We start from the raw sequence: 26695 nt of genomic DNA, 5'->3' as shown, positions 1-26695 counted from the left end.
TCCCGCACGGCCCCATCAGCAATCTGCTGATCGTAGAAATCGGAAATCATCGCAATGGCATCCGGCGCACAGTCCACGCGGTTCACGGCAGCCCGGAACCCGGCGGAATTCGGCAGTCCAGCGGAATACCAGGAGACATGCTTGCGGGCCAGACGCAGGCCGGGACGCTCACCAAAATGCTCCAGCATCATTTTGTAATGTTCCAGCACAATGGCTTTTTCTGCTTCCAGCGTGGGGTCCGGCACTTCCTCACCCGTCCGCAGAGCATGCGCGACCTGCGCCAGAAACCACGGACGCCCGTAACACCCGCGCCCGATCATCACGCCATCCGCGCCGGACTGCGCCAGCGCTGTGCGGGCATCCTCCACCGTCAGAATGTCGCCATTGACAATCACCGGCAGGCCAACGGCCTCTTTCACATTCCGCACAAAGGCCCAGTCTGCCGTGCCGTTATAAAACTGCTGCCGGGTACGGCCATGCACCGTGATCATGCGGATACCGGCCTCTTCCGCAATACGCGCCAGCACAGGCGCATTCAGGTGGGAATGGTCCCAGCCCATCCGCATTTTCAGCGTAACCGGCACGGGCACTGCTTTCACCACGGCATCCAGCAGACGAGCAGCCCCGACCTCATCACGCATCAGCGCGGACCCGGCCATCTGGCCAACAGCAACCTTCTTCACGGGGCAGCCGAAATTGATGTCGATCAGATCCGCGCCACGCCCTACGGCAATCCGGGCCGCCTCTGCCATGGCGTTCGGGTCACACCCCGCCAGCTGCACAGCATTCGGGCCGCCAGCATCTGCCACTTCGGCCATGCGCAATGTTGTGTCATTTTCCCGCACCATAGCCCAGGACGCGATCATTTCGGAGACCACGAGCCCAGCCCCCAGCTTCCGCGCCAGACGACGGAACGGCAGGTCTGTCACCCCGGACATGGGAGCAAGGATAACGGGCGTTTCCAGGCGCACACCGCCCAGATCAATCGGCCGCAATAACGGTTGCGTTTGCACAGTCTTTTCCACTTTGCCTATGATTTAGGCAGATATACGCATTTCCGATTCGGGAATCAATCTTTTATATCCGTAACGTTTTGAGCGCTCAGAGTTCCCCCGAACCTTCCCCCATCCCGCAAAAAAACGCCGCTTTCAGGCCTTTTCCAGCAACTGCCGCGCCAGAGCGTTATGCTTCTCCGCCAACAGTGCGGGGTCATGATTAACAAACTGACCATCGCGGATCAGCCAGCGCCCATTAACCATGGAATACGCGACGCGCTGAGGCGAGCAGAACAGCAACGCTGCAACCGGGTCAGACTGCGCACCGGCATGATCAATTCCGCGCAGATCAAACGCCACAAGATCCGCCGCCATACCGGGAGCAAGATGCCCAATATCATCACGCCCCAGCACCGCAGCGCCACCACGGGTCGCCAGTTCCAGCACTTCGCGGGCCTGCATCATGGGCCGCCCGTCTTCCGTTTCCAGCAAACGGCCAAGCAGCATGGCCTGCCGGGCTTCCCCCAGCATGTGGCTGCCGTCATTGGATGCGGAGCCATCAACGCCCAGACCAACCCGCATGCCGGACACCACCATGCGCCGCACGGGCGCAATGCCGGAGCCAAGCCGCATATTGGAACACGGGCAATGCGCCATTCCGGTATGCGTTGCGCCAAAGCGGCTGATACCGGCGTCATCCAGTTTGACGCAATGCGCGTGCCATACATCCGCACCAACCCAACCGACATCCTCAGCGTATTCCGCAGGCGTCATGTTGAAGCGCTCACGGCTATAGGCAATGTCACTGGTGTTTTCCGCCAGATGCGTATGCAACATGGTGCCGGTAGCGCGCGCCAGCCCTGCGGCCTCACGCATCAGATCCGGGCTGACGGAAAACGGAGAGCACGGTGCCACCACCACACGCTGCATGGCCAGCGGCTCTGGATCATGAAACGCTTCAATCACCCGCTGCGTATCGGCCAGAATAGCGGCCTCATCTTCCACCACGCTATCTGGTGGCAATCCGCCTTTGCTTTCCCCTACACTCATGGAGCCGCGCGCAGCGTGAAACCGCATGCCCATCTGGGTGGCGGCCTCAATCTGATCCTCCAGCCGGCTCCCATTGGGGAACAGATAGAGATGATCACTGGTCGTGGTGCAGCCAGACCATAAAAGCTCGGCCATGGCCGTGCAGGTAGAAACGCGGATCATCTCCGGGGTCAGACCAGCCCAGATTGGATAAAGCGCCTGTAACCACCCGAACAGCGAGCTATCCTGCGCGGCGGGAATAACGCGGGTGAGTGTCTGATACATATGGTGGTGCGTGTTCACCATGCCGGGCATCACGACATGCCCGCTCATATCCTGCACAGCATCTGCCTGCGGCAACGGGTCTGACGCCGCCCCAATGGCAACAACCTGCCGCCCGCGCACAAGCACCCAGCCGCCTTCCAGCTCTTCGCGCTGGTCATTCATTGTCACAACACGCAGAGCATTTTTCAGCAGAATGGTCGCCATTCGTCTCTCGTCCCAATCACCGAGGCAGAACATGAAAAAGGCCGCACATCAGCCCGATGCGCGGCCCTTTGCCAAAACTTTACTCCGGAAGCGCTCAGAGCGCTGCCAGATCAGGGCACCAGGACAGACACAGCCGCCGTGCAGGCAATGCCTTCTTCACGCCCCGTAAAGCCCAAACGTTCAGACGTGGTGGCTTTAACTGAAATCCGGCCAACATCCACTTCCAGCAGATCCGCCATCCGCTGACGCATCGCCTGCGCATGCGGCCCAATTTTCGGGCGTTCGCAAATGAGCGTCACATCAGCATTGATCAGCATGCCGCCCCGTTCCCGGATCCGTTGTCCGGCATGCACGAGGAAACGCGCGCTGTCCGCATCTTTCCACTCGTTCTTGCTGGGCGGGAAATGCGTGCCAATGTCACCTTCTGCCAGCGCACCATAAATGGCGTCACACAGCGCATGGATACCAACATCAGCGTCTGAGTGACCAGCCAGCCCTTTGGTGTGCGGCACGGTAATGCCGCAGAGGATCAGCGGACGGCCTTCCTCAAAAGCATGAACATCATACCCCAGCCCAACACGCGGCAGGAGAGTCGGACCAATCAGTCGTTCAAGGCGCACGAGGTCCTCCTCATAAGTCAGCTTGATATTGTCTTCATCGCCGGGCACCAACGCCACGCTGAAGCCTGCCTCTTCCAGCAGCTTCGCATCATCAGTCGCCGTAGCAGACGCAGCCCCGCGATGCAGATCTAAAAACAGCCCAAAGCGGAACCCTTGCGGCGTCTGCGCGCGGAAGAGATGGTCACGCGGGACAGTTCCCGCAATCACGCCTTTATCTTCACGCTTAAGGGTATCCGCAACCGGCACGGCAGGGATAGCACCGGGATGCTCGGCCAGCGCGGACACAACATTCTGCACCAGTTTAGCCGTCACATACGGGCGCGCGCCATCATGCACCAGAACCAGATCCGGGCGCTCGCCCTCAGGCAGGGCATCCAGTGCCTCCAGCCCGGCCAGCACGCTGGCCTGACGGGTTGCCCCACCGGCTACGGGCGGCAGAACGGAAACACCGTCCAGCGCCTGCGCCAGCATTTCGGGGTCACCCACCGGCTGCACACAGCTTACATGAGGCAAAAGGGCTTCCGCAGCATGGCGGATAACCGGCTGGCCCGCCAGCATCACATATTGCTTCGGCGTTGCAGACCCGGTGGTCGCGGCGTAACGGCTGCCTGTTCCGGCAGCCAGAAGAATGGCAGCTACTCGCATAGTCGGAGCAATGCTGCGGGAAGCCCGAGACGTCAAGGCACAAAATGTGCCGCGCAGAACTCTGCCTGCGCCATCCCTGCGCTTACAGCGGCTGCCCGCTTTTAAAAATCTGCGCGCTCTCTTTTATAAGCGTCGGCTCCTGTCTTTATTCCTGTAAATCCTGACAAGCATTCGCCAGCATAGAAAAATTTGTCCCTCTCTATCAGAATAATGATATAGCTCACGCCAATCAGATACCTTCATCAGCCCCCATTCTTCTGCGGCTTAGACCAGAGAAACCATGAAAACGCTCTTACTCACTTTTGAATGCCCTCCTGATGTTACAGGGGGTGGCCTGTGCACGTATGTACAGGAATACATCAACGCAAAAATCGAACAGAGAGAACCGACGGTTATCCTGACGGCCGACTTCAACGTGCATGATGAAGTCTGCACGTATTATGGCTGCGTGAAGGTGATCCGCTTCAACCCGTCCACCGGTGAGTCCTTTAAACATATGGGCCACTGGGCGGCGATGAGCTACGAATTCTCCAATCAGGTCAAAAAAATCATCACAGATGGTTTTAAACCGGACTGGCTTGAAGTGTGTGATGGTTTCGGACTGGGTTATTTTACACTCCAGAGAAAACTGTGCCTTGAAGCACCATTTACAGACCTGAAAGTTCTGGTAACCGCCCATACGCCCGTCACCATGATTGATGAATGGGACAAAAAAAACATCTATGAACTGCCAACATATTTCACAAAATATATGGAGCAGTTCTGCTTTCAGGCCGCAGACAAAGTCATTTCCCCCAGTGCTTTTCTAAAAAAGAAACTGCTTACGGAATTTCTGGAAAAAGACATTCCGATTGATGTCGTGCCCAACCCTTACGAAAAACCCTCAAACAGTCTGGAGGCAGGTAAAGAGGCATCTGATGACGCTCAGGTTTACGATATTCCTGATTACGCCATTGCCTCCCGCGTTTGCTACTGGAAGGGCATAGAACACGCGCTGGCAGGGTTTGACCTGTACTGGACCAATGGTGGCCAGTCATCCCTGTACGTGTACGGGTCTGACACGCATTATTTTAAAAACAATAAGTCGCTTACGGAAACTCTCAGCGAAAAATACAGCAAATGGATTGAAAAAGGACTGCTCAAATTTGCAGGCCTCAAAGAGCACTCCGAAATTCTCTTCATCAAAAAACATCTTAAAGCCCTTTTTCATCCGTCCCTGTTTGAAAACTATCCTTATTCCGTTATCGAACATATGGCTGATGGCGGCCTTGTTGCGGCTTCTCTGAGCGGCGGACAGGCAGAACTCATCAGGAATGGAGAAAACGGTTTCCTGTTTGACCCGCACTCCCCCAAATCCATTCAGGACGCCATTCTGAAAATTGATGCACTGGATGATACGCAAAGCCGCTCTCTTGCAGGAAAAGCCGTTCAAACCATCAAGGACACCTGTTCTTACGCCACGGTCATGGTGCAAAAAGAGCAGGTTCTGACAGCAATTGGACAGAACACACCTCTTACCACCTTCCCCTTTACATCCGGGAAAGAGCAGACCCATCCTGAGGCCGAGGATAGCTCTGCTCTGACAGTTGTCATTCCGCATTACAATCTTGGAAAACTGCTGCTTGAAGCGATCGAAAGCATCAAATTCAGCAGCCTCCCTGATATCAAAATCCTTGTTGTCGATGATGGCTCAACAGACAAAGAGTCTGTCATTATTCTGAAGACTCTCGAAGCCCGTTACACAAACCTGACAGTCATCTACAAGAAAAACTCCGGTGTGGCAGAAACCCGCAACGTCGGCGTCCAGAACGCAACGACGGACTATATCGCCCTTCTGGATGCAGATGATCTTGTTGGTGCCACCTATTATGAAGCTGCTCTGAAGATCCTGAACCAGTACAGCAATGTGGGTTTTGTGGGCGCATGGAATGAGGATTTCAACCAGAGCGGACGCCTACGGCTCTGGCCGACCTTCAACCCGGAAGTTCCGCTCCAGATGATCATGAACACCACCAACTGTCAGGGGCTGGTTATTCGGCGTGACGCCTACCTTGCGCATGGCCAACATGACCCAAGCCTCGGCATGTTTCTTGATGACTGGGAATCAACCATCTCCATGGTCCTTAACGGCGTTCGCGGCGTGATGATCCCGCACCCCCTGTTTAAATACCGTATCCGCGAGGATTCTATTTTCCGTGATAAATTCAGGATGTTTAATATCAATTATAATTATATCATTGATAAACATCAGGCACAGCTATCAGGCTGCTACGGCGAAATGCTCAAATTCCTGAACGCCAATGGCCCGAATACGCAGTACCATAACCCAACGGTCCCATCATCAAACAATACTCACCACGCCCCGGCTCCCGCTCCGCATCACGAAGAAGGCAGGCTGGTTCAGCTTGTGCATAAATATTACGACAGTGTGAACCAACCCGGCCCCATCCGGAATATTCGCATGGGGCTGCGGAATGTTGGCTTCGGCAAACTTGTTGGCAGACTGCGTCACTAAGTCTATGGCTGCTCCCAAGAGGCCACTATCCAGCGCCTCTTGGGAAACACGCTTTCTATTTTAGCCTGTCATAATTTTTCTTACGCCACGCAGTAACGCCCCCACCCCAGGCAAGCGAAATATGGTGTAATACCTCTCTCCCAAACGATGCAGACGTGAAGAACGAATTGTCTCAAGTTCCTGCCGAAGCCGCTCAAACTCTCCATTTTTCTTTTCATGAAGCTGCGCTAACTCAAGGCAGATCTGGTCAAAATTATCGTCTTTACGCTTCAATTCATTTTGCAGGACGCCCACCTGCTGCATAAGGTCTTCTTTCTGCCTTGTCTCAGCTTGTTTCTGCCTCGTCTCGGCCTGCTTTTCTTCTAATAAAATATCCGCTTTTTTTGAGGCTTCGCCTAATTCTTCCTGCACAGCCTCCAAACGTGACAAAAGAGCATCGTTCTGCCGCAAGGCAATCGTGCGTCTTTCCCACTCCGCTTGCTGCTCACGTTTAAGATGCTTGATTTCCTCACGCAGTTTCCTGACATAGGCATCGTCATTCTGCTCTTCACAAGAATAACCTTGTGCGCTTTCCTCAAAAGAGGCCGTGGGGAACCGGTGCAGAGTATAATCAAAAACAGCTTTAATTTTAAAATAGTTTGAAGGTTTAATCTTAACAGTAAGCCCCAGGAGCGTGAAGAGAATTGCCATGTGCAGGCGATCAGTTTCAACACACTCAAACTGACTGATCAAACTCGCTGCAGCGCGAAGGGGCGGCAGACATTCGTCGAACGTCGCCCATTGAACGTCATTGAATAACAGCGGCAAATCGACAGAGTCACGCCGCGAGGGTCTGGAAATCCCCTCTTCATCCCGCCTGAAAATTTTTAGAACAGGATAATGCCCTGCCACCTCCAGATCGGAAAAATGCTTTTCTTGGGTATAAAAGGCTAGATCCGGACAGAGAAAAACCCGATCTTCAGGCATCCCTTGCTGAATGAGCGCATCATAACTCTGCTGTTCACGGCAAAAAATAGTGACCTGAGCAGCATAGGGGAGAAGACACTCCCCAAACCCGGAAAAACTTGAGGGAAGAATAAGAAGCTGCCCCCCATTCTGCAGAAATTCGACAGTTTGCTCGGTATAGCTTTCCCACAAGCCTTTAACCCAGCCGCCACCACCGCCCATCACAACGTGACTATGGCCGGACAAAACGTGCTTGTGCCGGCCATAAACATGCTTGGGTGCCCAGCCGATATCCTCAAAGAGGTCAAGGGTACCAAGGGCAATCAACGCGTCCCCCAGATTACCGTAACCGGGGTAATAAACCGCATCATGCTCTGCAAAATGCTTCAGAGAGGACGTAAGGACGGGATGCTGTCGAATTTCTTCGCGAACAGCCTTCCTGATATTTTCATTGTTCATGTTCATTAAGCCCCCTCCAACACACGCTGTTTTTCCAGCATGGCGTAAAAAGTGGAAACATTGCGATCACAGAGCGGCTGCGCATGCTGGTGCTCAAAACGTTCCCGCAAACAATTGACCTTTTTCTGGATGTCTACTGGAGACGCATTGAGGAATTCTTTGATTTTCCTCACGTAGCGTCGCACTAACTCCACATCATCAGCACTGTTATGCACCAGAAAACCCGACTCATCGCCAATCAGTTCAGGAATTCCACCGACATCAACGGTAATAACAGGCACACCCATTTGAGCGGCCTCAAGAAGAACGTTTGGCAAACCATCGAAAAGTGAGGTGTAGAGGAAAGCATCTCTATCGGTAAAAGGAATACTTTCTAGGCCACTAAATTGCCCTTCATAAACAATATTTGGACAGCCCTCAAAATATTCAGTATTAAAATTATCAAGAACAGGACTACCATAGACATGAATTTCTGTTTCTGAATATTCAGAAAGTAATGCACGTGCAATTTTACGCAAAATATCAGGTCTTTTTTGTGAATCCAGACGAGACGCCCAGATCAGACGCCGGGAACCATCTTGATGAGGAATGCGATAATCAACAGGCTGACTAGAGGTGTAAAGGGTGTGCGTCCGACCATGATATGCTGGAATCCGACGCTCTAATTGATCCAGATTAGCACAATGATCAGAAACAACGTAATCTATATGATGTTTATAATCATATAAGAAACGATATTCACCACTATCTTCATAAACAATATTATCCATTATGTAGTGCGGCGAACAGAAATAAAAATAAATAAGCTGACGCTTCTCATAAAAATTTGCATAATCCTTTAAAAGAGACACGCAAAACGGGCAAAACTTCATAAAAATATTAGCTTTAGGAGCAAAATTTTCTATAATCCGCACAGCCATTTCTGGCATTTTATCCTCAGCATGGTCACCGAGAAGCTCGGGCAGATCAATAACATCTAATCCTTCAGGAATTTTACATCGCTCTATAGAGCGACACAGTTTTTCTCCAAGGATTAATAAACAGGATCTTTTTTCTTTTTTAAGCGCAGCCTGTATGAAATTCAGAATATATTTCTCCCCGCCTCCTTTGGAAAGAAACGGGAGGAAAAAGACATCCGTATATTGCTTTCTTCCAAGGGTGTGACAGATTTTTTCATAAGCCCATCCAAAAATCTCTGGAATACCTACATTCGTAAAATATTTAGCCTCATAAAGAATGAGAGGTTGTACTTCAGGATCCATCTGGTTTGCCAGACGAATAAATTCACGCAAATAAGATGATTCTATATACGATTTTTTAAAATCAAGATGCTTCTGAGGAATAATAGCACTTCCGTTTTGCTGCGCAGTCAGTCTTAAAAATTCTGGCCCGCAAAAAAACCCAGAATTAAACCCAATACGTTTCTGCTCTCTGCCGAGCGAAGCCATGATGCTTCCAGATCTCTGCCTGTAAAAAACAATTGTTTCTTCAGCTACAACCAGATCAAACCCGGCACAGACTAAACGTAAATTGAGGTCATAATCTTCATACGCATAAACTGCATGCGTCGAACAATCCCGATACGGTATTTCCAGCAGGTCTTTACGCCGAGCCATAAAGCGGGACACATACGGATGCTCTGACGCCATCCTGTAAAGACCAACCTGCTCCAAAGGATAAAAGCGGCATACATAATTTTCATCGCCAAAAGCGTGATAATACTCCGGGAAACAGACTATTTTTTTATCTTTTGCATCCTGATGTTTTTGATACATCTGATAGATAAAATTTCTGGAAACCAGATCATCCGCATCGGCTGTCACAATATAGTCGCCATTTGCAGCCTGAATACCCGCATTACGCGCCAGCCCAAGCGAACACACCTGCACAATTTCTATTTTGACTGCATCAAAACCTGAATAGTCATAGTCTTTTAAAATTGCGAGTGTTGTCTCATCTGCACAATCAGCAATAATAACCAGTTCAGATTTTATATCGTGCAGATGAGCATGCTCAACAGTATCAAGCAGAGAGCGGAGTGTCGGGTAGAGTAAGTCCTGCTCACAATGAACATTCAAAACAATAGAGACATCAATACCCGACATAAAACGTTCCCAAAAGTAATTCAGAACATGCGCAACAGAGTTCCTTTATAAGCGAAACACTTAAATTTCACAAAAACCATTCACAATGGTTACGCAGGGTCCACAAAAAACGACGGTAAAGGCGTATTCTCGTTTTGCAGCAACGCATCAATCTGATCACATGCCGCCAGAGCTTCTGTAATGGTTACATCCATATCCAGATAGCGATAGGTGCCAAGACGCCCCATGAAAGAGACACCGCTTTCTGATCTGGCTAGTGCGATATAGCTATCCAGCATCTTCTTTTCGTTCACCAGACGGATGGGATAGTAGGGAACATCCCCCTCACCCGCCAGGCGACTATATTCCCGGAAACAAACCGTTTTGGAGAATTTTTCCTGCTCCCACGGTGCAAAATGCTTGTGTTCAGAAATCCGGGTGAACGGCACATTTTCATCGCAATAGTTGATAACGGCGGTACCCTGATGGTCCCCCTCATCAACAAACCGCTCAAAATCAAGCGTGCGATACCCAAGGCGTCCCAGACGGAACTGGAAGTAGCGATCAATCGGGCCTGTATAGAAGACGTGATCATATTTCTCTTCGAGGCTCTCAAAGGAACAGCCCAGACGAACATCAATCCCGTCTACAGCCAGAATATTCTGGACAATGCTTGTGTAACCGTCTTCGGGCATACCCTGATACGGATGATTGAAGTAGTTATCGTCGTAATTAAAGCGGAGCGGCAAACGCTTCAGAATGGATGCCGGGAGTTCGGTCGGCTCCAGTCCCCACTGTTTACGCGTATAGCCGTAGAAAAAGGCCTTGTAGAGTTCGGACCCAATCATGCTCAGCGCTTGCTCTTCAAAAGAACGGAGGGCCTGAATTGAGCGGTCAGCTTTGTTTTCAATAAACGCGCGCGCTTCCTTCGGTCCCATGGTTGTCCCAAAGAACTGATTGATCGTCAGAAGGTTGACTGGCAGCGTATAAACACGATCTTTGGAAATTGCTTTTACACGATTGACGTAAGGCTGAAATTTTCCGAAGCGCTGGACGTAATCCCACGCTCTTTTATCTGCGGTGTGGAAAATATGCGGTCCATATTTGTGGACCATGACGCCAGTCTCCGCGTCTCGTTCCGTGTGGCAGTTGCCACCCAGATGAGGGCGTTCATCCACAACCGTCACTTTATGACCACGCTCAGCCAGATGCCGGGCAATGATAGCCCCGCTAAACCCAGCGCCCACAACGCAAAATGATTTCAAAATCTCAACTCCTGATATAATCAAGCCTATATTTAGCTACAGTGCTTCCAGCCAAGTATGCTGGAAATATCTTCTCTTCACAAAGGCCTACCTCTAGGCCGTGCTTTCAGCAAGAAAGCAAAAAAGAACTGCGCTGGCTATTTATAATGAGAATTTAATGCAAAGCATATGGCGCGCCCTGCTGGATTCGAACCAGCGACCCACAGCTTAGAAGGCTGTTGCTCTATCCAACTGAGCTAAGGGCGCGTACTCTGCACCCTCCGATAGTCGGAAATATCCGGAAAATCAATGGGTCCAGTTCTGGATCCGGTCAAACCGGAAGTTATCCGCATAGACTTTAGGCTTACGGATACGCTGAACAGGCGCTTCAACCTCGTAGCCTATTTGCTCACGCTGCGCGTAGGCTACTGCTTCCTCACAGGAAGCAAAATACAGACGAAGCTGGGACTGCGTGTCCTGACTTCCTGTCCAGCCCATCAGTGGGTCCTGATGCCTTGGAGCCGTTTGTCCGTATTCAAAAACCCACTCACGCGTGCCAGCCAGTCCTGACTGCCCCGCCGCTTTAGGCTGCTTATAAATCCGTGCCGGCATGGTGATGCCTCCAGATATATGTGGTCGGGGCGCCCGGACTCGAACCGGGGGCCTCGTGTACCCAAAACACGCGCGCTACCAGGCTGCGCCACGCCCCGAATGCAGCGGAACCTAAGCGGCATTCGGCAGGCTGGCAAGCCCATTGCGGTAAAAAATCAGTCAGCCTTGTCCATTGTCTTGCTGGCAAGCGGCGGAACGAACAGCGGAGCCGTATCCCACGGGAACAAAACCCAGGTATCCTGCGGCACTTCCACCACAAAATGATTCGTCAGGTCCATTCCGGCAGGCTTGGCATACAGGCAGGCAAAATAGGCTTTGGGCAGGCGCTCACGCACCACGCGGGCCGTCACGCCAGAATCCACCAGGTCATCAATAACAAGGAAGCCCTCGCCATCACCCGCTGCGTCAGGAGACTTGATGATGGTGGGCTTGCCACGTTCTTCTTCATCGTAGGTCACAACGGAAATGGTCTCGACCAGACGGCAGTTCAGCTCCCGCGCAATAATGGCTGCCGGAATCAACCCGCCGCGTGTGACGGCCACCACACCTTTAAACGGCATTTTGGGCACAAGGGCCTCTGCCAGAATACGAGCATCTCTATGTAACTGGTCCCACGTGACAGTCGCGTAGTTTACGGCCATCTGGCGCACTTCCTCTTCAAACAAACATCAGGCCAGACAGACCCAGCCAACAGGCCCCCCTTTGGGCCTTGCAGCGCCCTTCTGCCACTAGTGCGGGCCCTGCTGCAAATTTCGATTAAGAAAAATTTCCTGCTTCAGGGAATATGGCGGAATTTTCTTTCAATCGTTATGCTTCCCCCATGACTTCAGAAACCCATCCCCCTCTCCCTCCGGTGGTGCTTGACCATCCTCTCATCCAGCACAAGCTGACGCATCTGCGCCGCAAGGAAACCTCTACGGCCGGTTTCCGCCGTCTGGTGCGCGAGCTCAGCCTGCTGATGTGCTACGAAGCCACGCGCGACCTGCCTCTGGAGCCGGTCGAAATCACGACCCCGCTCGAAACCATGCAGGGCGAACAGCTGGCTGGCCCGGATGTCTGCTTTATTTCCATTCTGCGTGCCGGCAACGGTCTGCTGGATGGCATGCTGGACCTCGTGCCGTTTGCGCCTGTCGGGCATATTGGTCTGTATCGTGACCCGAACAGCCTTGAGGCTGTGGAATACTACCTCAAACTGCCGACCCAGATTGCTTCACGCCGCTGCATTGTGGTGGACCCCATGCTGGCCACCGGCCACAGTGCCGCCGCGGCTCTGACGCGCCTGAAGCAACAGGGCGCAAAACGGCTACTGTTTGTCTGCCTGCTCTCCACGCCGGAAGGCATTGCCTGCCTGCAAAAAGCCCACCCGGATGTGCCCATCATGACCTGCTCGATTGATCGCGGGCTGGACGAGCACGGCTATATCCGCCCAGGTCTTGGAGACGCGGGCGACCGTCTGTTCAGCACCCGTTAATCCGCATGGCGTCTGCTCCGGTTTTGGCATCCGCTCGCCGCATTCTGCTTCTTGGTTTGCTGGCGGGCTATATCAATGCGCTCAGCTTTATTGATCTGGGTGGGATGTTTGCGGGGGCCATGACCGGAAACACCATTCATATGGACGCCACCTTCGCTGCGGGAAACTGGCAGCATGGCCTGCAGGTTGCAGAACTCATTCTGGTCTTTTTCCTGACCGCCATTATGGCAGCCTGTCTCAGGCTTGTTACTCTGCCTGTCTATGGTTTTGTGATAATGGCTGTCCTGCTGATTATCGCGCAAGGTGTTCATGGTGCCCCCCATCAGGTGCGTTATGAATGTCTTGTGCTGCCAGCCCTCATGGCCATTCAGGGGCAAACCCTTGCTCGCTTTTCCGGCAATGCTATCCAGACCGTTGTCATCACCAGTAATCTGCTAAAATGCGCTGCGGCCCTTGCCGCATGGCTCATGTCTTACCTACCGGGTAACACTGTTTCTCGCCCCTCTCGCAGTGCTGTTTTTCTTCCCGGCCTGTCGTGGGTCGCCTTTCTGATGGGTGCCGCCACAGCCTCCGTGGCTCTGAGCCTGAACAGTAGTCTGCCTTTCCTGTGGCCTCTGCCGCTGGTCGCTATACTGTGCTTCGACATCAGCCGGGCAGAACGCGCCCAACGTCTTGACTGACCCATCCAGCGTTCCCGAATAGCTGACATGCCAGAGGGCTCTTGGTGTCAAACGCCGTTCTCAGTAGGACAAGCGGATTAAGCACTCTGAGACACAAGGCGGCCAAGAATGAGTATATCGTGGGGGGATTTTCAGGCTGTTGTGCAGCTTTCTGCGGGCCTAAACGTCGCCATTCTCAGCTTTGTTGATATCAGCCTGCCCGCCATCAAGGAACGACGTCGGGTTTTTGTCAAAGCCCGGCAGGAGTTGGATATTCACCGCAAAAACCCGCATATGCGCACGGACGCACAAAAAGAAAGCCACGCCAACGCCATAGATGACGTGGATCGCAGGCTTTTTGACCTCTGGCGTGAAACCTCCGCTTTTGAAAGCATCGAAGACTCCCTGATAAAATCCACCGGCGTTTTTGGATTTTTTGGCGCTGTTCTCAGCATCGGCCTGCTCTGGTACTCTGCGCTGCACTATAATGATGACATCTCTTTCACCGGTGAAGTGCTGACGGTTCTGTCCTTCTTCTCATTGCTGGCCGCGTTTCTTATCAATTTCGTCACAGCCTCCAAGGCGTCGCAATATACCAAGCGGTGCAACGCCCTGCGCGACCATATGCGGGTCAAGCTCTAGGCCGCTCCGATCCTTACGGCTTCCCGTCATAGGTCAGTTTGTAGAGGGTGCCGGACAGATCATCGCTAATCAGCACGCTTCCGTCCGCCATGGGTTGTACATCCGCCGGCCGCCCCCATGCGGTCTGACCGTGCCGAAATCCGCTTACCAGCACTTCTGGCGCCTGCGGTTTGCCATCTTGCCCGAAGCGCACCGTGACAACCTGATAGCCTGCAAGCGTGCTGCGGTTCCATGAACCATGTTCCGCAATTATTAATGCACCGTGATACGATGCAGGAAATTGCGTCCCCTCGTAAAAACGCAGACCGAGAGCTGCGACATGCGCGCCCAAAAGCATGGCTGGCGGCGTGAATTCGCCGCAGGCGTGCTGCTTTCCGAATTGCGGATCCGGCACATTGCCTTGGTGGCAATACGGATACCCAAACGATTCTCCGAGATGGCTGACTTGGTTCAGTTCATCGGATGGGATATCGTCTCCCAGATTATCGCGCCCGTTATCGGTAAACCATAATGCGCCCGTCCCCGGCTGCCATGTAAAACCAACCGTATTGCGGATGCCAAAAGCAACATCCTGCCGGTCAGTCCCGTCAGGCTTCATGCTAAGCAAACGGCCGAATTTATGCCCGACATCGCAGATATTGCAGGGCGCGCCGATCGGCACATACAGCCGCCCATCCGGCCCAAAAGCGATAAATTTCCATGAATGATCGCCATCCTCATAGGGTAGCGCATCCGCCACCACTTCCGGCGCTGGCGGAGCATCCAGATGGTGCTCAATATCCCGCAAGACCACAATGCGCTGGGTGTCCGAGACGTAGAGGTCACCCCGGTAAAATGCCACACCAACCGGCAGGTTCAGCCCATGGGCAATAGTGCGGACTTTGGTGGCATGACCAGCCTGATCAGTAGAAATGGCATAGACCACGCCCGGCCCCATTGTGCCGACAAACACCGTGCCCTGTGCCCCAATAGCGATTTCCCGCGCACCGGGCACCTGAGCGGAGAAAATCCCGATATGAAAGCCTGCCGGTACGCGCAGTTCGTCGAGCTTTGCTGCCGCCAGACTCTGTCCGGGAGTTCCCACAGAGGCCACGCCGCCCAGTACACATGCGAGGAGAACGCCAGCCTTTCTGGCTCTGAAAAATTTCTGCATAGCTTTCTCCCCCGGCAGCGAAAATCAGTCTTTTTCAGCTGTAAACGCCTCGTGGCACGCCTTCAAAGCAAATACGCCAAGGCTGGTCCTTCTGACGCATTTATGAAGACGCACCGCAGACCATCCTGCCCCGCTGAGCTGTATCCCGCCTCTGAGAGTTGTCTGGCGCAGCCGCGCACCCAATATTGGGAAGCGGAAAAGGGTCTCCCTCATTATAGCCCTTCGATATTGAAGAAACGGATCGTAACAATGCGTCTTAATGCTAAAGCGTCTCTGGCAGCACTGGCTGTTCTGACAGCCACTCCGGTGCTGGCCCACGCAGAGAGCCTCCATACCAAATGGGAAAACTTCAAGGCTGGCCGGGCTTTCCATCATCTGTCCGCTGACGGTCAGCGCGCCATGGCCGACATTGTGCAGGCGCGTGAAACGCTTGCCGCTGGCAACACCGATGCCGCAATCCCGGCCCTCTACGATGCCCAGAAGCGTCTGACGGCTGCCAGCAAAGCGGAAACGAAATTTGATGCCGCGGAAAGCCAGCTTCAGCCTGCGCCGCAGCACCCGGTTTCTCCCTCCCATATGCCGGTAACAACCCCGACCACGTGGATCCCGGTTGGTGGCGAATTCATTGCCACGGAAACCCTCGCTCCGGAAAAGAAAGCCGCCGTTGCAACAGCCAATGGTCAGCTTAAATCAGGTCAGCCGGATCAGGCTGCTCAGACCATGCAGGTTGTGGGAGAGGATGCCAATTTCATTATCGCACTGACCCCGCTGGCCCAGACGCAGGGTGCCCTGAACCGCGCAACAGTCTTTACTGAAGGCAAGCAGGCTCCGGAAGCTGTTGCTGCCCTTGACCAGATCCTGAACGGACTGGTGTTTGTCTCAGAAGATTTTGCGGAAACCGCAATGCCGGATAACGGGAAAGCTCCCGCAAAATCCAGCCACTAACCCGTTAATACTAAAGGCCGGAGGAGCAAACAGCCCCTCCGGCCTTTAGCTTTTTCTTACGCAAGGTAGCGCGTAAGGCAGCCTGTCAGATCAGGCTTTTAGAAGTCGACGCTGGCAGACCCCATGACCATGAACGGTGCTGCGATAGAGTAGGTCGTGCTGCCGCCCTTAATCTTGGCACCATACATCCCGGTCGTCGCCAGCGCATTGGCCGCGGTGCCGTTCACAAAGCCAAGATAGTGACGGTCTGTAATATTCCGCAGGTTCAGACGCAGGGTGGGAGACTTCATGATACCCCAGTCCTTGAAGCGGTAACCAGCATTGATGTTCATCGTCAGATAACCAGGAATATGCTGGTCATTCACAAACGTTGAATACTGTCTGGCCACATATTTCAGGCTGTAGCCCCCGAACAGGTGCCCGTCATCATAATCCAGGTTGAAGCCCAGCTGATATTTCGGCGTCTGCGGTGCAAACTTGCCTTTACTGAACACGAAATCACTGGTGCCACCGGCAGCAATATTGCTGTCCGTACGAGCGTTAATGTATTCCGCGGAGAAATACGGACGCAGGTGATACAGGATCGGCCGTGTGCCGATTTCCATATCCACGCCATCAGCGTGGGAGTTCCCGCCATTGATGCTACGGCTATAGGTATATCCAGTGTCCGTTACCACAGTCTGCTGGTACAGGCGGTTGGTAAAGTTATAGTGGAAATACGATACAGAGCTCATGATCGTCGGGCCCTGATAACGCCAGCCAAATTCTTCGGAAATAGAGATTTCCGGCTTCATATTCGCGTTGGCCTGCGTACTGTACCCGTGCAGTTTTGTGCTGTAGGACCCTGAATCGTACAGAGACGTATTCATCGGAATACGGAAGTTGGTGGTGGAAGAGGCAAAAAGCTGGTTTTCGTCGTTAATTTTATAACGAATGGACACAGCCGGCAGCGGCTGCTGCCAGGACCCTTTGATGTAAGGCCCGGTGGACGTATCCGGCAGGTTGTTATGCCCGTCACGGTTCACCACGGCATATTTCAAGCCTGCTTCAAGCGTCAGGCGATTGTTCAGCAGAGACAGGCTGTCCACAATGAACATGGTGTGAATACGGGTCTGCGTCAGCGTGTCACGATACTGCGCAGTCACCCCGTTGGAATAGACCATGTTCGGCCCACCACCCAGCAGATCATTAGGCTGGCCGGTTTCGTTATCAATCAGGCTGAACGGTGCTGTCTGCCGCTGCTTTGAATATTCAAACCAGTAACCAACGGTCAAACGGTTGATCCCTGTGTGCAGAGACAGTTTTGTCACAGCACCGGGGCGATACGTCTGCGTATTGGACGGGTTATACAGAATCATAGATTTTGTATTAGACGCGTTATACGGGCCAATAGAGCCAGTAACCTTCTGCTCGCCATACTGCTGGCTGGTCAGGTCTTCGCTATATGCGCCGCCGCCATTCCCGTTGCCGTACCAGAAATACGGTGTTTCGGTCAGCGTCAGGTTATCGGTCAGCGTAAAGGTTGAAGGCGCACTGGCATAAATGTTGGTGAACGGGTTCCGGTGCAGCTGGTAGTAGTTGCTGCTGGGGTTCTTCGGGTCCCATTTGCTGGCGTAGCTGTTGTGAATACCCTTCTGCTTCCAGGTATCCATATAAGTCGTCGGGAACAGAACGCCGGTGGACTGGTTGCCTACCAGAGAGAAGGACATAACGTTGCCCTTGCCCCAGGCGCTCACCCACTTAGTTTCACCATGCAGCTTGTTCTGGCCACCCGGCCCGCGCCAGGACTGCTCAGCGGCATCGGAGAAGGATACAAAGCCTTTGACGTTGGTGTGGCCAATATAGCCCGTATCCAGACGCCCAAAAATACGACGGGCGTTATAGTTGCCGTAAGACCCGACAACCTTGCCACCCAGATGATCTTTGGGGTTCATCAGATACATATTCACGGCACCGCCAGTGGCGCTGATATGCGGGCTGTCCAGATCCGCAGAGCCCTGTTCCACGTTAATGGTGCGCAGGTTTTCCGGGTCAACAATTTCCTGCGGATAAACAGCGTAGCTGCCGATATCGTTGATCGGGAAACCTTCGAGCGTGAACCCGATCTGGCTTTCCGTCAGACCACGCATGGTCACATGCCCACCAGAAAGGCCCATCGGATCTGTGGAGGTGGTGTTAACACCCGGCAGCATTTCAATCAGCTGCATCGGGTTCAGGCCAGCGGCCTGCTTTTCAATATATTCTGCGGTGACGGTGGAGCGCGACTTGGGCGCGTCTTCCTTAACCATCAGACCACCGCCAACCTGCCGGTGGCGAGCACCTTTCACTTCGACCTTTTCAGGCCCCTGATCCGTTGGTGCGGTTGAGCCCATCATGGAAGGCTCGCTGGTGGAAACTTTTGACGATGATGCAGCGCGCACATGCCCGCTGCTCTTTTCCGTCGTGTCAGGTTCCGCAGCCGCAAAGGCTGCTGAGAACGGGAGCGTTGTAAAGCCAATCAGCGCGGAAGTGGCCAAAAGTTTCTGCATAGTGGTCAACAGTTCCATTCAAAATATCGTTAAGCGCAGCCCTCCTTTAACATCTGTAAAATAGGTTTTATTTTAAATTTTTATGACAGGCATACGAAAATGAAAATCATGATGCTTTTTTGCAACAATTCGATACCAGAACGATAAACTTTTCATCCAATATTTCCGAAAAATATATAATTCCTCGAAATTTTTTTCGTTTCTTTATCGTCTCATGCTCTCTCACGCATCTTAATTTTGATGAGAAAAAAACAGAGGTTCTTTAATTTTTATACATCTTCACGCCCTCCTGACCCGCTGTGATCAGGTGCTCCCGGCGGTCCGGGAGCACAAAACCTCATACGTGGAGAATGGGCTTCCCTAAAGCCGGGTCCGTAATGCTGGGGCGTCCTGTTTCAACATGCCCTGCAAATCGGCTTGTTATGGTCGGCTCTGCCGCAACAGAGACTGTCAGATCATACCAATGGTCACTTTTTGCCAGCATGACCTGCTCCTGCCTCACGCCACGCGCAGGCAGAACCACCGTCCGCTGTGCCAGCCCATACGCATTGTCATGCATGTGTACGGTTTGCGACTGGCTGGTGCGGTTTGTCAGCTTTACGACGACGCCCCCCGTCTGTGGCTGATCAGCCACAGAAATACCCACGCTTGCACGGCCATTGCGATGGAAATACCGGGCAAAGCCATTGGGACCAATCACCATCAACCGCAGCATCTCGCCAGCGGACACGCGCCACTGATCCTGCAAAGAAGCCCCTGCCCCCACTGTGTAACGTCGCGGTTTTTCCTCTGACCGCTCCTGATACACATAGAAACAGGCACCCGTCGTGCCCTGATTCTCAAACTGAAGCGTGCAGAAACCAGCAGGCCCGTCCACTTCGTTCACAGCCAGAACGTAAGGCAGAGGCCGCGCGGGACGATGGCCTTTTTCCTGCTCACCAATGTCAGACACACTGCTTTGCACCGGAACAGCCGGGTTGGGCAATTTACAGGAGAGGTCAGTCTTGCTCCTGTAATCAGCCGTATCGGGAAGGTTGCCCTTCAACCCCTGCTTGCGCGAGAAATCGAACGCACTGGTCAGATCCCCGCACACGGAACGCCGCCAGGGGGTAATATTGGTTTCACGCACACCAAAACGCGCTTCGATAAACCGTAAGACAGACGTGTGGTCGAACACTTCCGAGCAGACGAACCCACCCGTGCTCCACGGGGACAAAGCCAGCATGGGAACACGCGGTCCAAGCCCATAAGGAAGCATGTCCGCTTTATACCTGTTCGGTTCATAGGGCGTGAGGCGATCATGAATCTCGCCACGTGTATCGACCGTACTCTTCCCCGGCAGAACGGGCGTCGGCGGCTGAGGCGGCGGCATGTGGTCAAAATAACCGTCATTTTCGTCATACATGACCAGCAGAACGGTTTTTGCCCACACCTCCGGGTTAGCGGTCAGGGCATTCAGCACACGAGCAATATAGGTTGCCCCATAGCCGGGGGTCCAGCGAGGATGCTCGGAATAGGCAGCAGGCGGCAACAACCAGGACACCTGCGGCAGACGATCCGCCAGTACATCCTGCTTCAGCGTATCCAGCGTGCGCTTGGTCATAGCCCGCTGGAACAGAGGAGAGCCTTCAGGCGCATCGACATAGTTCCGGAAATTCAGCAGCACGTTCGTGCCAAAATTGCCGTTTTCCACGTCGGACGGAGAAAGACCTTGCTGGTAAACCTGCCAGCTCACCCCGGCTGCTTCCAGCCGCTCCGGGTAAGTTGTCCAGTTAAAGGGACCGGGGACCTGCGGGTAAAAGGCACGATCAACCCAGTCCACGTTATCCAGAACGGGGCCGCCGCCCACACCTTCCCCATCAACGGTTCCGGTCATCAGATAAAAGCGGTTCGGATGGGTCTGTGTCGGTGTGGAGCAGAAATAATGATCGCACACCGTAAACGCATCAGCCAGGGCGTAATGGTATGGGATATCCTCGCGCGTGTAATATCCCATCGTCATGTCGGTCTTGTGCCGGGGCCACTGGTCGTTCCACCCGGCGTTGATGGCCGCATGGGTGGGCGCCCAGTTATGGTCCAGATCCAGCACACATTGCGCACTGGTGACATGCGTGCGGAGCTGGAAAGGCAGAACCCTCCCCTCCTCCGGTTTGGCGCGCCATTGGGACCAGACCGGGGAGCCATCCGGGGAACGGACCGGGTGACGCTCCCCAACCCCACGCACCCCATTCAGATGCCCAAAATAGTGATCAAAGGACCGGTTTTCCTGCATCAGCACAACAATGTGCTCGACATCTTCCAGCGTGCCGCTCCGGCGCTCTGCCGGAATAGCCAACGCGCGGTTAATGGAGGACAGAAGACCCGCCGTAACAAGTCCGCTTCCACCCTTTAGAAGTCCTCTGCGTCCGATAACCGACATCCATGCCCTCTCGATTTCAACTACTCACACCAGTCTTTTACGACTGTCCCACGCGCCTCTTTCAAAAATCGTTCCAGACAGTGCGGGCAAGTGGGAGCTGCCCTAAACAGAAACAGCGCCCACAACAACCGCAACAACACATTTCATAAGAATGTCATATATCGGCACAGAATGCGGACGACGCTGGTTGAAACGAAAATACCGTGGGACAACACAGTAAAAAAATATTACAATTCCGAATAGATACATTTTTCTGAAAAAACGATAATCCTCACAACTAATGAGAACTTTCGAGAGTATTCCGCATGAGATCACGTTTTAATATTTTCGCTGCTGCTAGCTGCATGATGCTCGGCCTCGCCGCCACAAGCTCACAGGCTCTGGCATGGGGGCGTGAAGGACATCAGGTTGTCGCCGCACTGGCGTGGGATTATCTGACCCCGGGCGTGCGCCAGAAGATCGATCTGCTTTTAAAGCAGGACAAAGACACACTGACACAGCCTGACTTCCTCTCCCGCTCCATCTGGGCCGATGCATGGCGCAGCGGCGGGCACAAGGAAACGGGCGAGTGGCACTTTGTCGACATTGAACTGGACCACCCCGATCTGCCGCAGGCCTGCTACAACTTCCCCGCACAGAATGGTCCTGCAAGCGCCGGACCGGCAAAAGACTGTGTTGTTAACAAGATTCCTGAATTCGCAAAGGAACTGGCAGCACCGGACACGCCCCCGGCAGAGCGCGTTCTGGCTCTGAAGTATCTGGTGCATTTTGTCGGTGACCTGCATCAGCCGCTCCACGCGGCAGACAATCATGACAAAGGTGGGAACTGTGTCCGGCTCGCACTGGGCGGCCCACGCACAACCAACCTCCATTCCTATTGGGACACGGGTGTGGTCTCTGAACTGGACCCCAATCCCAAAAGCCTGGCCGATACGTTGTTCATGCACATTACGTACGATGACAAGCAGGCGTGGCAACAAGGCACCCCTTCCGACTGGGCGCAGGAGAGCTTTGGTCTGGCCCGGGACTATGCCTACCATCTGAACGGCGTAAAAGCGGGTTGCGACCCGGACAGCGCCCCGGTTGAACTGCCCGCTGGTTATGATGCCGCAGCACAGACCGTTGTCTCGCTTCAGCTCATGAAGGCAGGTGTTCGGCTGGCCTCACTCCTGAACACGGCTCTGGCTGACGTTCAGATCACCAAATAAACGGAACGCCGTCGCTCTGGCGGCATGAGGTCAGCCCCACACCAGCATAGATCGCTCTGCGAATATGCTGGTGTGCAGCACCCGACAACATACCCGTTAAAAATCCCGACGAGATCATCTGTTTTCGAAAATATGCTCTAACGCACAAAAGCAGGTGGCATTTTAATTTCCGGCCCCAAAGGCCGCGCCAGAAGCTGCTGCATAACATCCTGCAAGTCTGCACGCCCTGTAACAATTGCCGACACCGCATCCATTACCGGCACACTCACCTGAGACCGGAGCGCCAGCTCAGTCAGAGCCTGTGACGTCGCCACACCCTCAGCCACGCCACCTGCTGCGGCCTCCGCTTCCTTAGGCGACAAACCTTCTCCCAATGCCCGACCCACGCGAAAATTGCGTGAAGAAGTTCCGGTGCATGTCAAAAGCAGGTCGCCCATCCCGGACAGACCGGACACAGTTGACGGCTCACCTCCGAGCGCCAGCGCAAGGCGACTAATTTCCGCCAGCCCCCGCGTTACCAACGCAGCGCGTGCATTCTCTCCAAGCCCTGCGCCAATCGTCACACCTGCTGCGATGGCGATCACATTCTTCGCGGCACCACCGAGCTGCACCCCGATAGTATCCGTGCTGTCATAAAGCCGAAAAGCGGGCGTGCCGAGCGTATCGGCCAGAGAACGGGCCAGGCCGTCCTCTCTGGCAGCAATAACAGCCGCCGCAGGCAACCCGGCGGCAACTTCATGCGCAAAATTCGGCCCCGAAAGAACGGCCCCCGCATGGCTTGGCCTGGTGGCCGCCAGAATATCCAGCGGAAAATGCAGACTTTCCGGCTTAACCCCTTTGCAGCACAGAACGAGAGGAGACGTGGTTTCCAGTTGCTCCAGCACGGAAGCCAGATGCTGCATAGGCACGGCCACGAGTGTCATATCCGCCTGCACAGACCACTCATTCGTGACATCCACAACATCCGGGAGCGGATAAGCGCTCAGACGCGGCATTGCGCCAGTGGCTAGTCGGGCGGATGGATCACGCGCCCAGAGTTGAACCGACGCGCCTGCCCTCGCTGCGTGCAAAGCCAGAGCTGTACCCCACGCCCCGGCCCCGATCACTGCAATGCGCTTCATACCGATATCCTTCTGCTCAGGCCGTTTCTCCGCCCTTATTTTTCTGAAGGTCAGTTTGTAACTCTCATACCATGCCAGCCTTGTGCTGTGCAGGCCGCCCCCTTGGAACGTGTGAAGGCATACCAAGTCTTCACATTATCGCTGGGCCGATCAGCCGATCACAATGCTGAAAGCTTTCCCGCATTGGGCAGGAGCAGCAATCCAAATCTCTCGCGCCAGCGACATGGGCGCAAGCATCCAATGGATCCAAACAAGGAAACCACACAGCGCGATCATAATTTATGGATGTTTAAAGGAAAATTTATCATCTAATGGCGGAAGGGGTGGGATTCGAACCCACGGTACGGTTACCCGCACGCCAGTTTTCAAGACTGGAGCCTTCAACCACTCGGCCACCCTTCCTGCATCAGATTGGAAGCCTTATAACTATGCTCGCGTTGCCTGTCCAGCGGGTGAAATTGGCTTTTGTCAGTGTTGTTTCTCGCCACTCGGCTTGCTCTAAGGCGTTTGGAGTTGTAAAAGCCCGGTCCTTAACATCCATCCATTCAGGGACGAGTTATGAAACAGCAGGCGAACCTGATCCGGGCCGGACAGGTCATCGAGCATGATGGCCGTCGCTGGACGGTGCTCAAGCAGCAGATCATTACCCCCGGCAAGGGCGGCGCTTTCATTCAGGTGGAAATGCGCGACCTTAAGACGGGCAACAAAACCAACGAACGCTGGCGTACAGCTGACAGTGTCGAGCGTCTGATGACCGAGGATAAGGAATATCTGTATTCCTATACCGACGGTGAATCCCTCGTGCTGATGGACCCTGAAACGTTCGAGCAGACCATGATTCCGGTCGATCTGCTGGGTGATCAGGCACCGTTCCTGCAGGACAACATGACCATCAACATCCACCTCGTGGAAGGCGACCCGGTCGGGATTGACCTGCCGCCGCAGGTGACGCTGGAAGTTGTTGAGGCTGATCCGGTGGTCAAAGGCCAGACGGCCAGCTCCTCCTACAAGCCCGCAAAACTCTCCAATGGTGTGAAGACCATGGTGCCGCCCTTCATTGAAGCCGGTGAACGTATTGTCGTCCGGACTGAAGACGGCTCTTACGTCGAACGCGCCAAAGACTGATCTTCCGCATTACTCCAGACAGGACAAAACATAGTGGCCATGCGTCTTTCCCCCGTCATGATGGTGATGCAAACTGCCGCCCAGAAGGCAGCCAAGCGTCTCCTGCGCGATTTCAATGAAGTCGAGCAGCTTCAGGTAAGCATCAAGGGGCCGGGTGACTTTGTTTCTCAGGCAGACCTGCGTGCAGAACAGACCCTGCGTGAAGAGCTGGAACGGGCCCGCCCCGGCTATGCCTTCCTGATGGAGGAATCTGGCAAATCCGGTGGTGACAACTGGACATGGCGCTGGATTGTGGACCCGCTGGACGGCACCACCAACTTCCTGCACGGCATTCCGCACTGGGCCATTTCCATTGGCCTCCAGCGTCGGCTGCCGGATGGCAAGATCGAGCTGGCTGCCGCTCTGGTCTACAACCCGGCTGCTAATGAAATGTTCTGGGCAGAAAAAGGCACGGGCGCGTTCCTCAACGAACGCCGCATCCGCGTCTCTGCCCGCCGGGACATGCAGGAAGCCGTTTTTGCAACGGGTATCCCGTTTGCAAAAGTGCCTGCCCGCCAGCGCCTGCCGTTTGCCCGCGTGATGGGGAACCTCATGCCGCGCGTTGCCGGTATCCGTCGCTTTGGCGCCGCTGCACTGGACCTCGCATGGGTCGCAGCTGGCCGATACGAAGGCTACTGGGAATTCGGTATCAAACCGTGGGATTGCGCTGCCGGTATCCTGATTGTGCGGGAAGCGGGCGGTCAGGTGACAGACCCGGCCGGGCTTGATCTGGACGATATGCCGGACGACGTGATGATTGTAGCCGGCAACGGCTACATGCACAGCAAGCTGATGGACGTTGTGGCAGACAGCCTGAAAGACGCCCCCTGAAGATCAAAAAAGGGAGCCTGCTCTGCCTGAACGGGTTCCCTTTTTGAACACCCCCTAGCCACACACCGCAGATTGCGTAAGGTGGAACCTCCATGCAGGCGTCCTTCCCCTCTGCGCACGACGCGCCCGCCGTTACGGCGCATCATCGTGGCTTCTCCCTTCTGACAGAAGACGGCGAGTTTCTTACACTCTCCGCATCAGACTTCCGCGCCCGGCTAAACAGCATGCCCTGCCCGCTGGTAGTTCATGCGCCTTCTGTTGCGCGCAAGCTGGACCTGCCGCCTCCGGGTCAGCCCTCCCCCTGGCTGGACCTGCTGGAACTTTTCACCTTTGTCTATCCGGCGCGCACAGCCGCCCCTACGCCACGCGGATTGGCTTTGGCACTTGGGGTGGAAGAAGACCGGATTGGCCGCGCCGAAGCGGATCTTCTTCCCCTGCTCGTCGAGATCATGCTGGCCGAACTGGCCCGTCAGAAATCCGGGCCTTTTGGTGAGATGCTGGCCGCTCTGACCGTTCGGCTGGCACAGGCTGGCTGGCCGTGGGCTGGCACCGTAGCCGAGACACTGGGCCTGCCGGACAAGCTGGACGGCAAAGGTAATCTCCCAGAAGAAGCTCTGCAACCTGGGGATGCTCTGCGCGTCTGGCGCGTTCTGCCCAAATGGGAAGATGTCGCCCCCCGCCCGCCGCCAGCCTCGCACCCCATTACACCAGCAGAGGCGCGCACCCGCCTGCGCACTTTGCTGGGTGAAGGCTCGGAAAGCCGGGCTGGGCAGGCTGATTTTGCCAGTGTCTCCACCGCTGCGTTTGAACCCCGCACCCATCGCGGCAATCCTGCCGTCGTGCTGGCAGAAGCCGGAACCGGAACAGGCAAAACGCTGGGCTATATCGCCCCCGCCAGTGTCTGGGCGCAACGCAAT

20 protein-coding genes, 3 tRNA genes and 1 pseudogene are annotated in these 26695 nt (G+C 54.3%); 9 read left to right on the top strand and 15 right to left on the bottom strand.

Going from position 1 to position 26695, the window contains the following annotated elements:
* The 3 genes from dusB to ispF form a co-directional block, all read right to left on the bottom strand.
* Positions 1-1013, bottom strand: a 1013-nt coding sequence (dusB, locus tag HK23_RS12945; protein WP_086654293.1) for a tRNA dihydrouridine synthase DusB, incomplete at its 3' end; no start/stop codon positions are given.
* Between the two features lie 135 nt (positions 1014-1148).
* Positions 1149-2513: an 8-oxoguanine deaminase gene (locus HK23_RS12940; RefSeq protein WP_086654289.1), complete on the bottom strand. Its 1365-nt coding sequence runs from the start codon at positions 2511-2513 to the stop codon at positions 1149-1151.
* 110 nt (positions 2514-2623) lie between these two features.
* Positions 2624-3778, bottom strand: coding sequence for a 2-C-methyl-D-erythritol 2,4-cyclodiphosphate synthase (gene ispF / locus HK23_RS12935; protein WP_086654288.1), 1155 nt, complete (start codon positions 3776-3778; stop codon positions 2624-2626).
* Positions 3779-4058: 280 nt separating this feature from the next.
* Between ispF and HK23_RS12930 the strand changes: the two genes are divergently transcribed.
* On the top strand, positions 4059-6293 hold the full coding sequence (locus tag HK23_RS12930; protein WP_086654287.1) for a glycosyltransferase: 2235 nt from the start codon (positions 4059-4061) through the stop codon (positions 6291-6293).
* Positions 6294-6353: 60 nt separating this feature from the next.
* Here the strand turns inward: HK23_RS12930 and HK23_RS12925 are convergent, their stop codons facing one another.
* The 7 genes from HK23_RS12925 to gpt form a co-directional block, all read right to left on the bottom strand.
* A complete protein-coding gene (locus HK23_RS12925) occupies positions 6354-7697 on the bottom strand; it encodes a polysaccharide pyruvyl transferase family protein (protein WP_179193906.1) in 1344 nt (447 codons plus the stop codon).
* Between the two features lie 5 nt (positions 7698-7702).
* Entirely contained in the window at positions 7703-9802 is a 2100-nt protein-coding gene (locus HK23_RS12920; RefSeq protein ID WP_086654285.1) for a glycosyltransferase, read from the bottom strand.
* Between the two features lie 89 nt (positions 9803-9891).
* Positions 9892-11046 carry a UDP-galactopyranose mutase gene (glf, locus tag HK23_RS12915; protein WP_373270332.1) on the bottom strand — a complete coding sequence of 385 codons (1155 nt, stop codon included), beginning with the start codon at positions 11044-11046 and terminating at the stop codon, positions 9892-9894.
* A gap of 169 nt (positions 11047-11215) precedes the next feature.
* A tRNA-Arg gene (locus tag HK23_RS12910) sits at positions 11216-11292 on the bottom strand.
* Between the two features lie 39 nt (positions 11293-11331).
* Positions 11332-11637 (bottom strand): ETC complex I subunit, encoded by a 306-nt coding sequence (locus HK23_RS12905; protein WP_086654284.1) that lies wholly within the window; start codon positions 11635-11637, stop codon positions 11332-11334.
* A gap of 21 nt (positions 11638-11658) precedes the next feature.
* A tRNA-Pro gene (locus HK23_RS12900) sits at positions 11659-11735 on the bottom strand.
* Positions 11736-11792: 57 nt separating this feature from the next.
* The gene (gpt, locus tag HK23_RS12895) at positions 11793-12278 is read right to left on the bottom strand and encodes a xanthine phosphoribosyltransferase (protein ID WP_062143990.1); all 486 of its coding nucleotides are present in this window, start codon (positions 12276-12278) and stop codon (positions 11793-11795) included.
* 179 nt (positions 12279-12457) lie between these two features.
* On the opposite strand from gpt, the gene upp reads away from it, so the two are divergent.
* The 3 genes from upp (at position 12458) to HK23_RS12880 (ending at position 14409) form a co-directional block, all read left to right on the top strand.
* Positions 12458-13108, top strand: coding sequence for a uracil phosphoribosyltransferase (gene upp / locus HK23_RS12890; RefSeq protein ID WP_086654291.1), 651 nt, complete (start codon positions 12458-12460; stop codon positions 13106-13108).
* Between the two features lie 5 nt (positions 13109-13113).
* The gene (locus HK23_RS12885; protein ID WP_086654283.1) at positions 13114-13788 is read left to right on the top strand and encodes a YoaK family protein; all 675 of its coding nucleotides are present in this window, start codon (positions 13114-13116) and stop codon (positions 13786-13788) included.
* Positions 13789-13896: 108 nt separating this feature from the next.
* The gene (locus HK23_RS12880) at positions 13897-14409 is read left to right on the top strand and encodes a hypothetical protein (protein WP_086654282.1); all 513 of its coding nucleotides are present in this window, start codon (positions 13897-13899) and stop codon (positions 14407-14409) included.
* 13 nt (positions 14410-14422) lie between these two features.
* On the opposite strand, the gene HK23_RS12875 is transcribed toward HK23_RS12880, so the two are convergent.
* Positions 14423-15562 (bottom strand): PQQ-dependent sugar dehydrogenase, encoded by a 1140-nt coding sequence (locus tag HK23_RS12875; protein ID WP_086654281.1) that lies wholly within the window; start codon positions 15560-15562, stop codon positions 14423-14425.
* A gap of 249 nt (positions 15563-15811) precedes the next feature.
* Here HK23_RS12875 and HK23_RS12870 point away from each other — a divergent pair, with 249 nt between their 5' ends.
* On the top strand, positions 15812-16507 hold the full coding sequence (locus HK23_RS12870; RefSeq protein WP_086654280.1) for a YfdX family protein: 696 nt from the start codon (positions 15812-15814) through the stop codon (positions 16505-16507).
* Positions 16508-16605: 98 nt separating this feature from the next.
* Here the strand turns inward: HK23_RS12870 and HK23_RS12865 are convergent, their stop codons facing one another.
* Positions 16606-19035, bottom strand: a complete 2430-nt coding sequence (locus tag HK23_RS12865) for a TonB-dependent receptor (protein WP_086654290.1) — start codon at positions 19033-19035, stop codon at positions 16606-16608.
* Between the two features lie 337 nt (positions 19036-19372).
* Positions 19373-21454: a phosphocholine-specific phospholipase C gene (locus HK23_RS12860; RefSeq protein WP_086654279.1), complete on the bottom strand. Its 2082-nt coding sequence runs from the start codon at positions 21452-21454 to the stop codon at positions 19373-19375.
* 305 nt (positions 21455-21759) lie between these two features.
* Here HK23_RS12860 and HK23_RS12855 point away from each other — a divergent pair, with 305 nt between their 5' ends.
* Entirely contained in the window at positions 21760-22662 is a 903-nt protein-coding gene (locus tag HK23_RS12855; protein WP_086654278.1) for a S1/P1 nuclease, read from the top strand.
* 137 nt (positions 22663-22799) lie between these two features.
* Here HK23_RS12855 and HK23_RS12850 read toward each other — a convergent pair whose 3' ends face one another.
* Positions 22800-23783 (bottom strand): NAD(P)H-dependent glycerol-3-phosphate dehydrogenase, encoded by a 984-nt coding sequence (locus HK23_RS12850; RefSeq protein WP_086654277.1) that lies wholly within the window; start codon positions 23781-23783, stop codon positions 22800-22802.
* A gap of 312 nt (positions 23784-24095) precedes the next feature.
* Positions 24096-24185, bottom strand: a tRNA-Ser gene (locus HK23_RS12845).
* A 156-nt stretch (positions 24186-24341) separates the two neighbouring features.
* On the opposite strand from HK23_RS12845, the gene efp reads away from it, so the two are divergent.
* From efp to HK23_RS12830, 3 genes and pseudogenes are all read left to right on the top strand, one after another.
* Positions 24342-24908, top strand: coding sequence for an elongation factor P (gene efp, locus HK23_RS12840; RefSeq protein ID WP_062143947.1), 567 nt, complete (start codon positions 24342-24344; stop codon positions 24906-24908).
* A 39-nt stretch (positions 24909-24947) separates the two neighbouring features.
* Positions 24948-25778, top strand: coding sequence for an inositol monophosphatase family protein (locus tag HK23_RS12835; protein ID WP_086654276.1), 831 nt, complete (start codon positions 24948-24950; stop codon positions 25776-25778).
* A 92-nt stretch (positions 25779-25870) separates the two neighbouring features.
* A pseudogene (locus tag HK23_RS12830) lies at positions 25871-26695 on the top strand (ATP-dependent DNA helicase); the annotation flags it as partial.

The sequence above is a fragment of the Acetobacter malorum genome (assembly GCF_002153605.1).
Classification (GTDB): Bacteria; Pseudomonadota; Alphaproteobacteria; order Acetobacterales; family Acetobacteraceae; genus Acetobacter; species Acetobacter malorum_A.
Note: the sequence above shows the minus strand (reverse complement) of the source record. Positions and strands in the feature narration are given on the sequence as shown.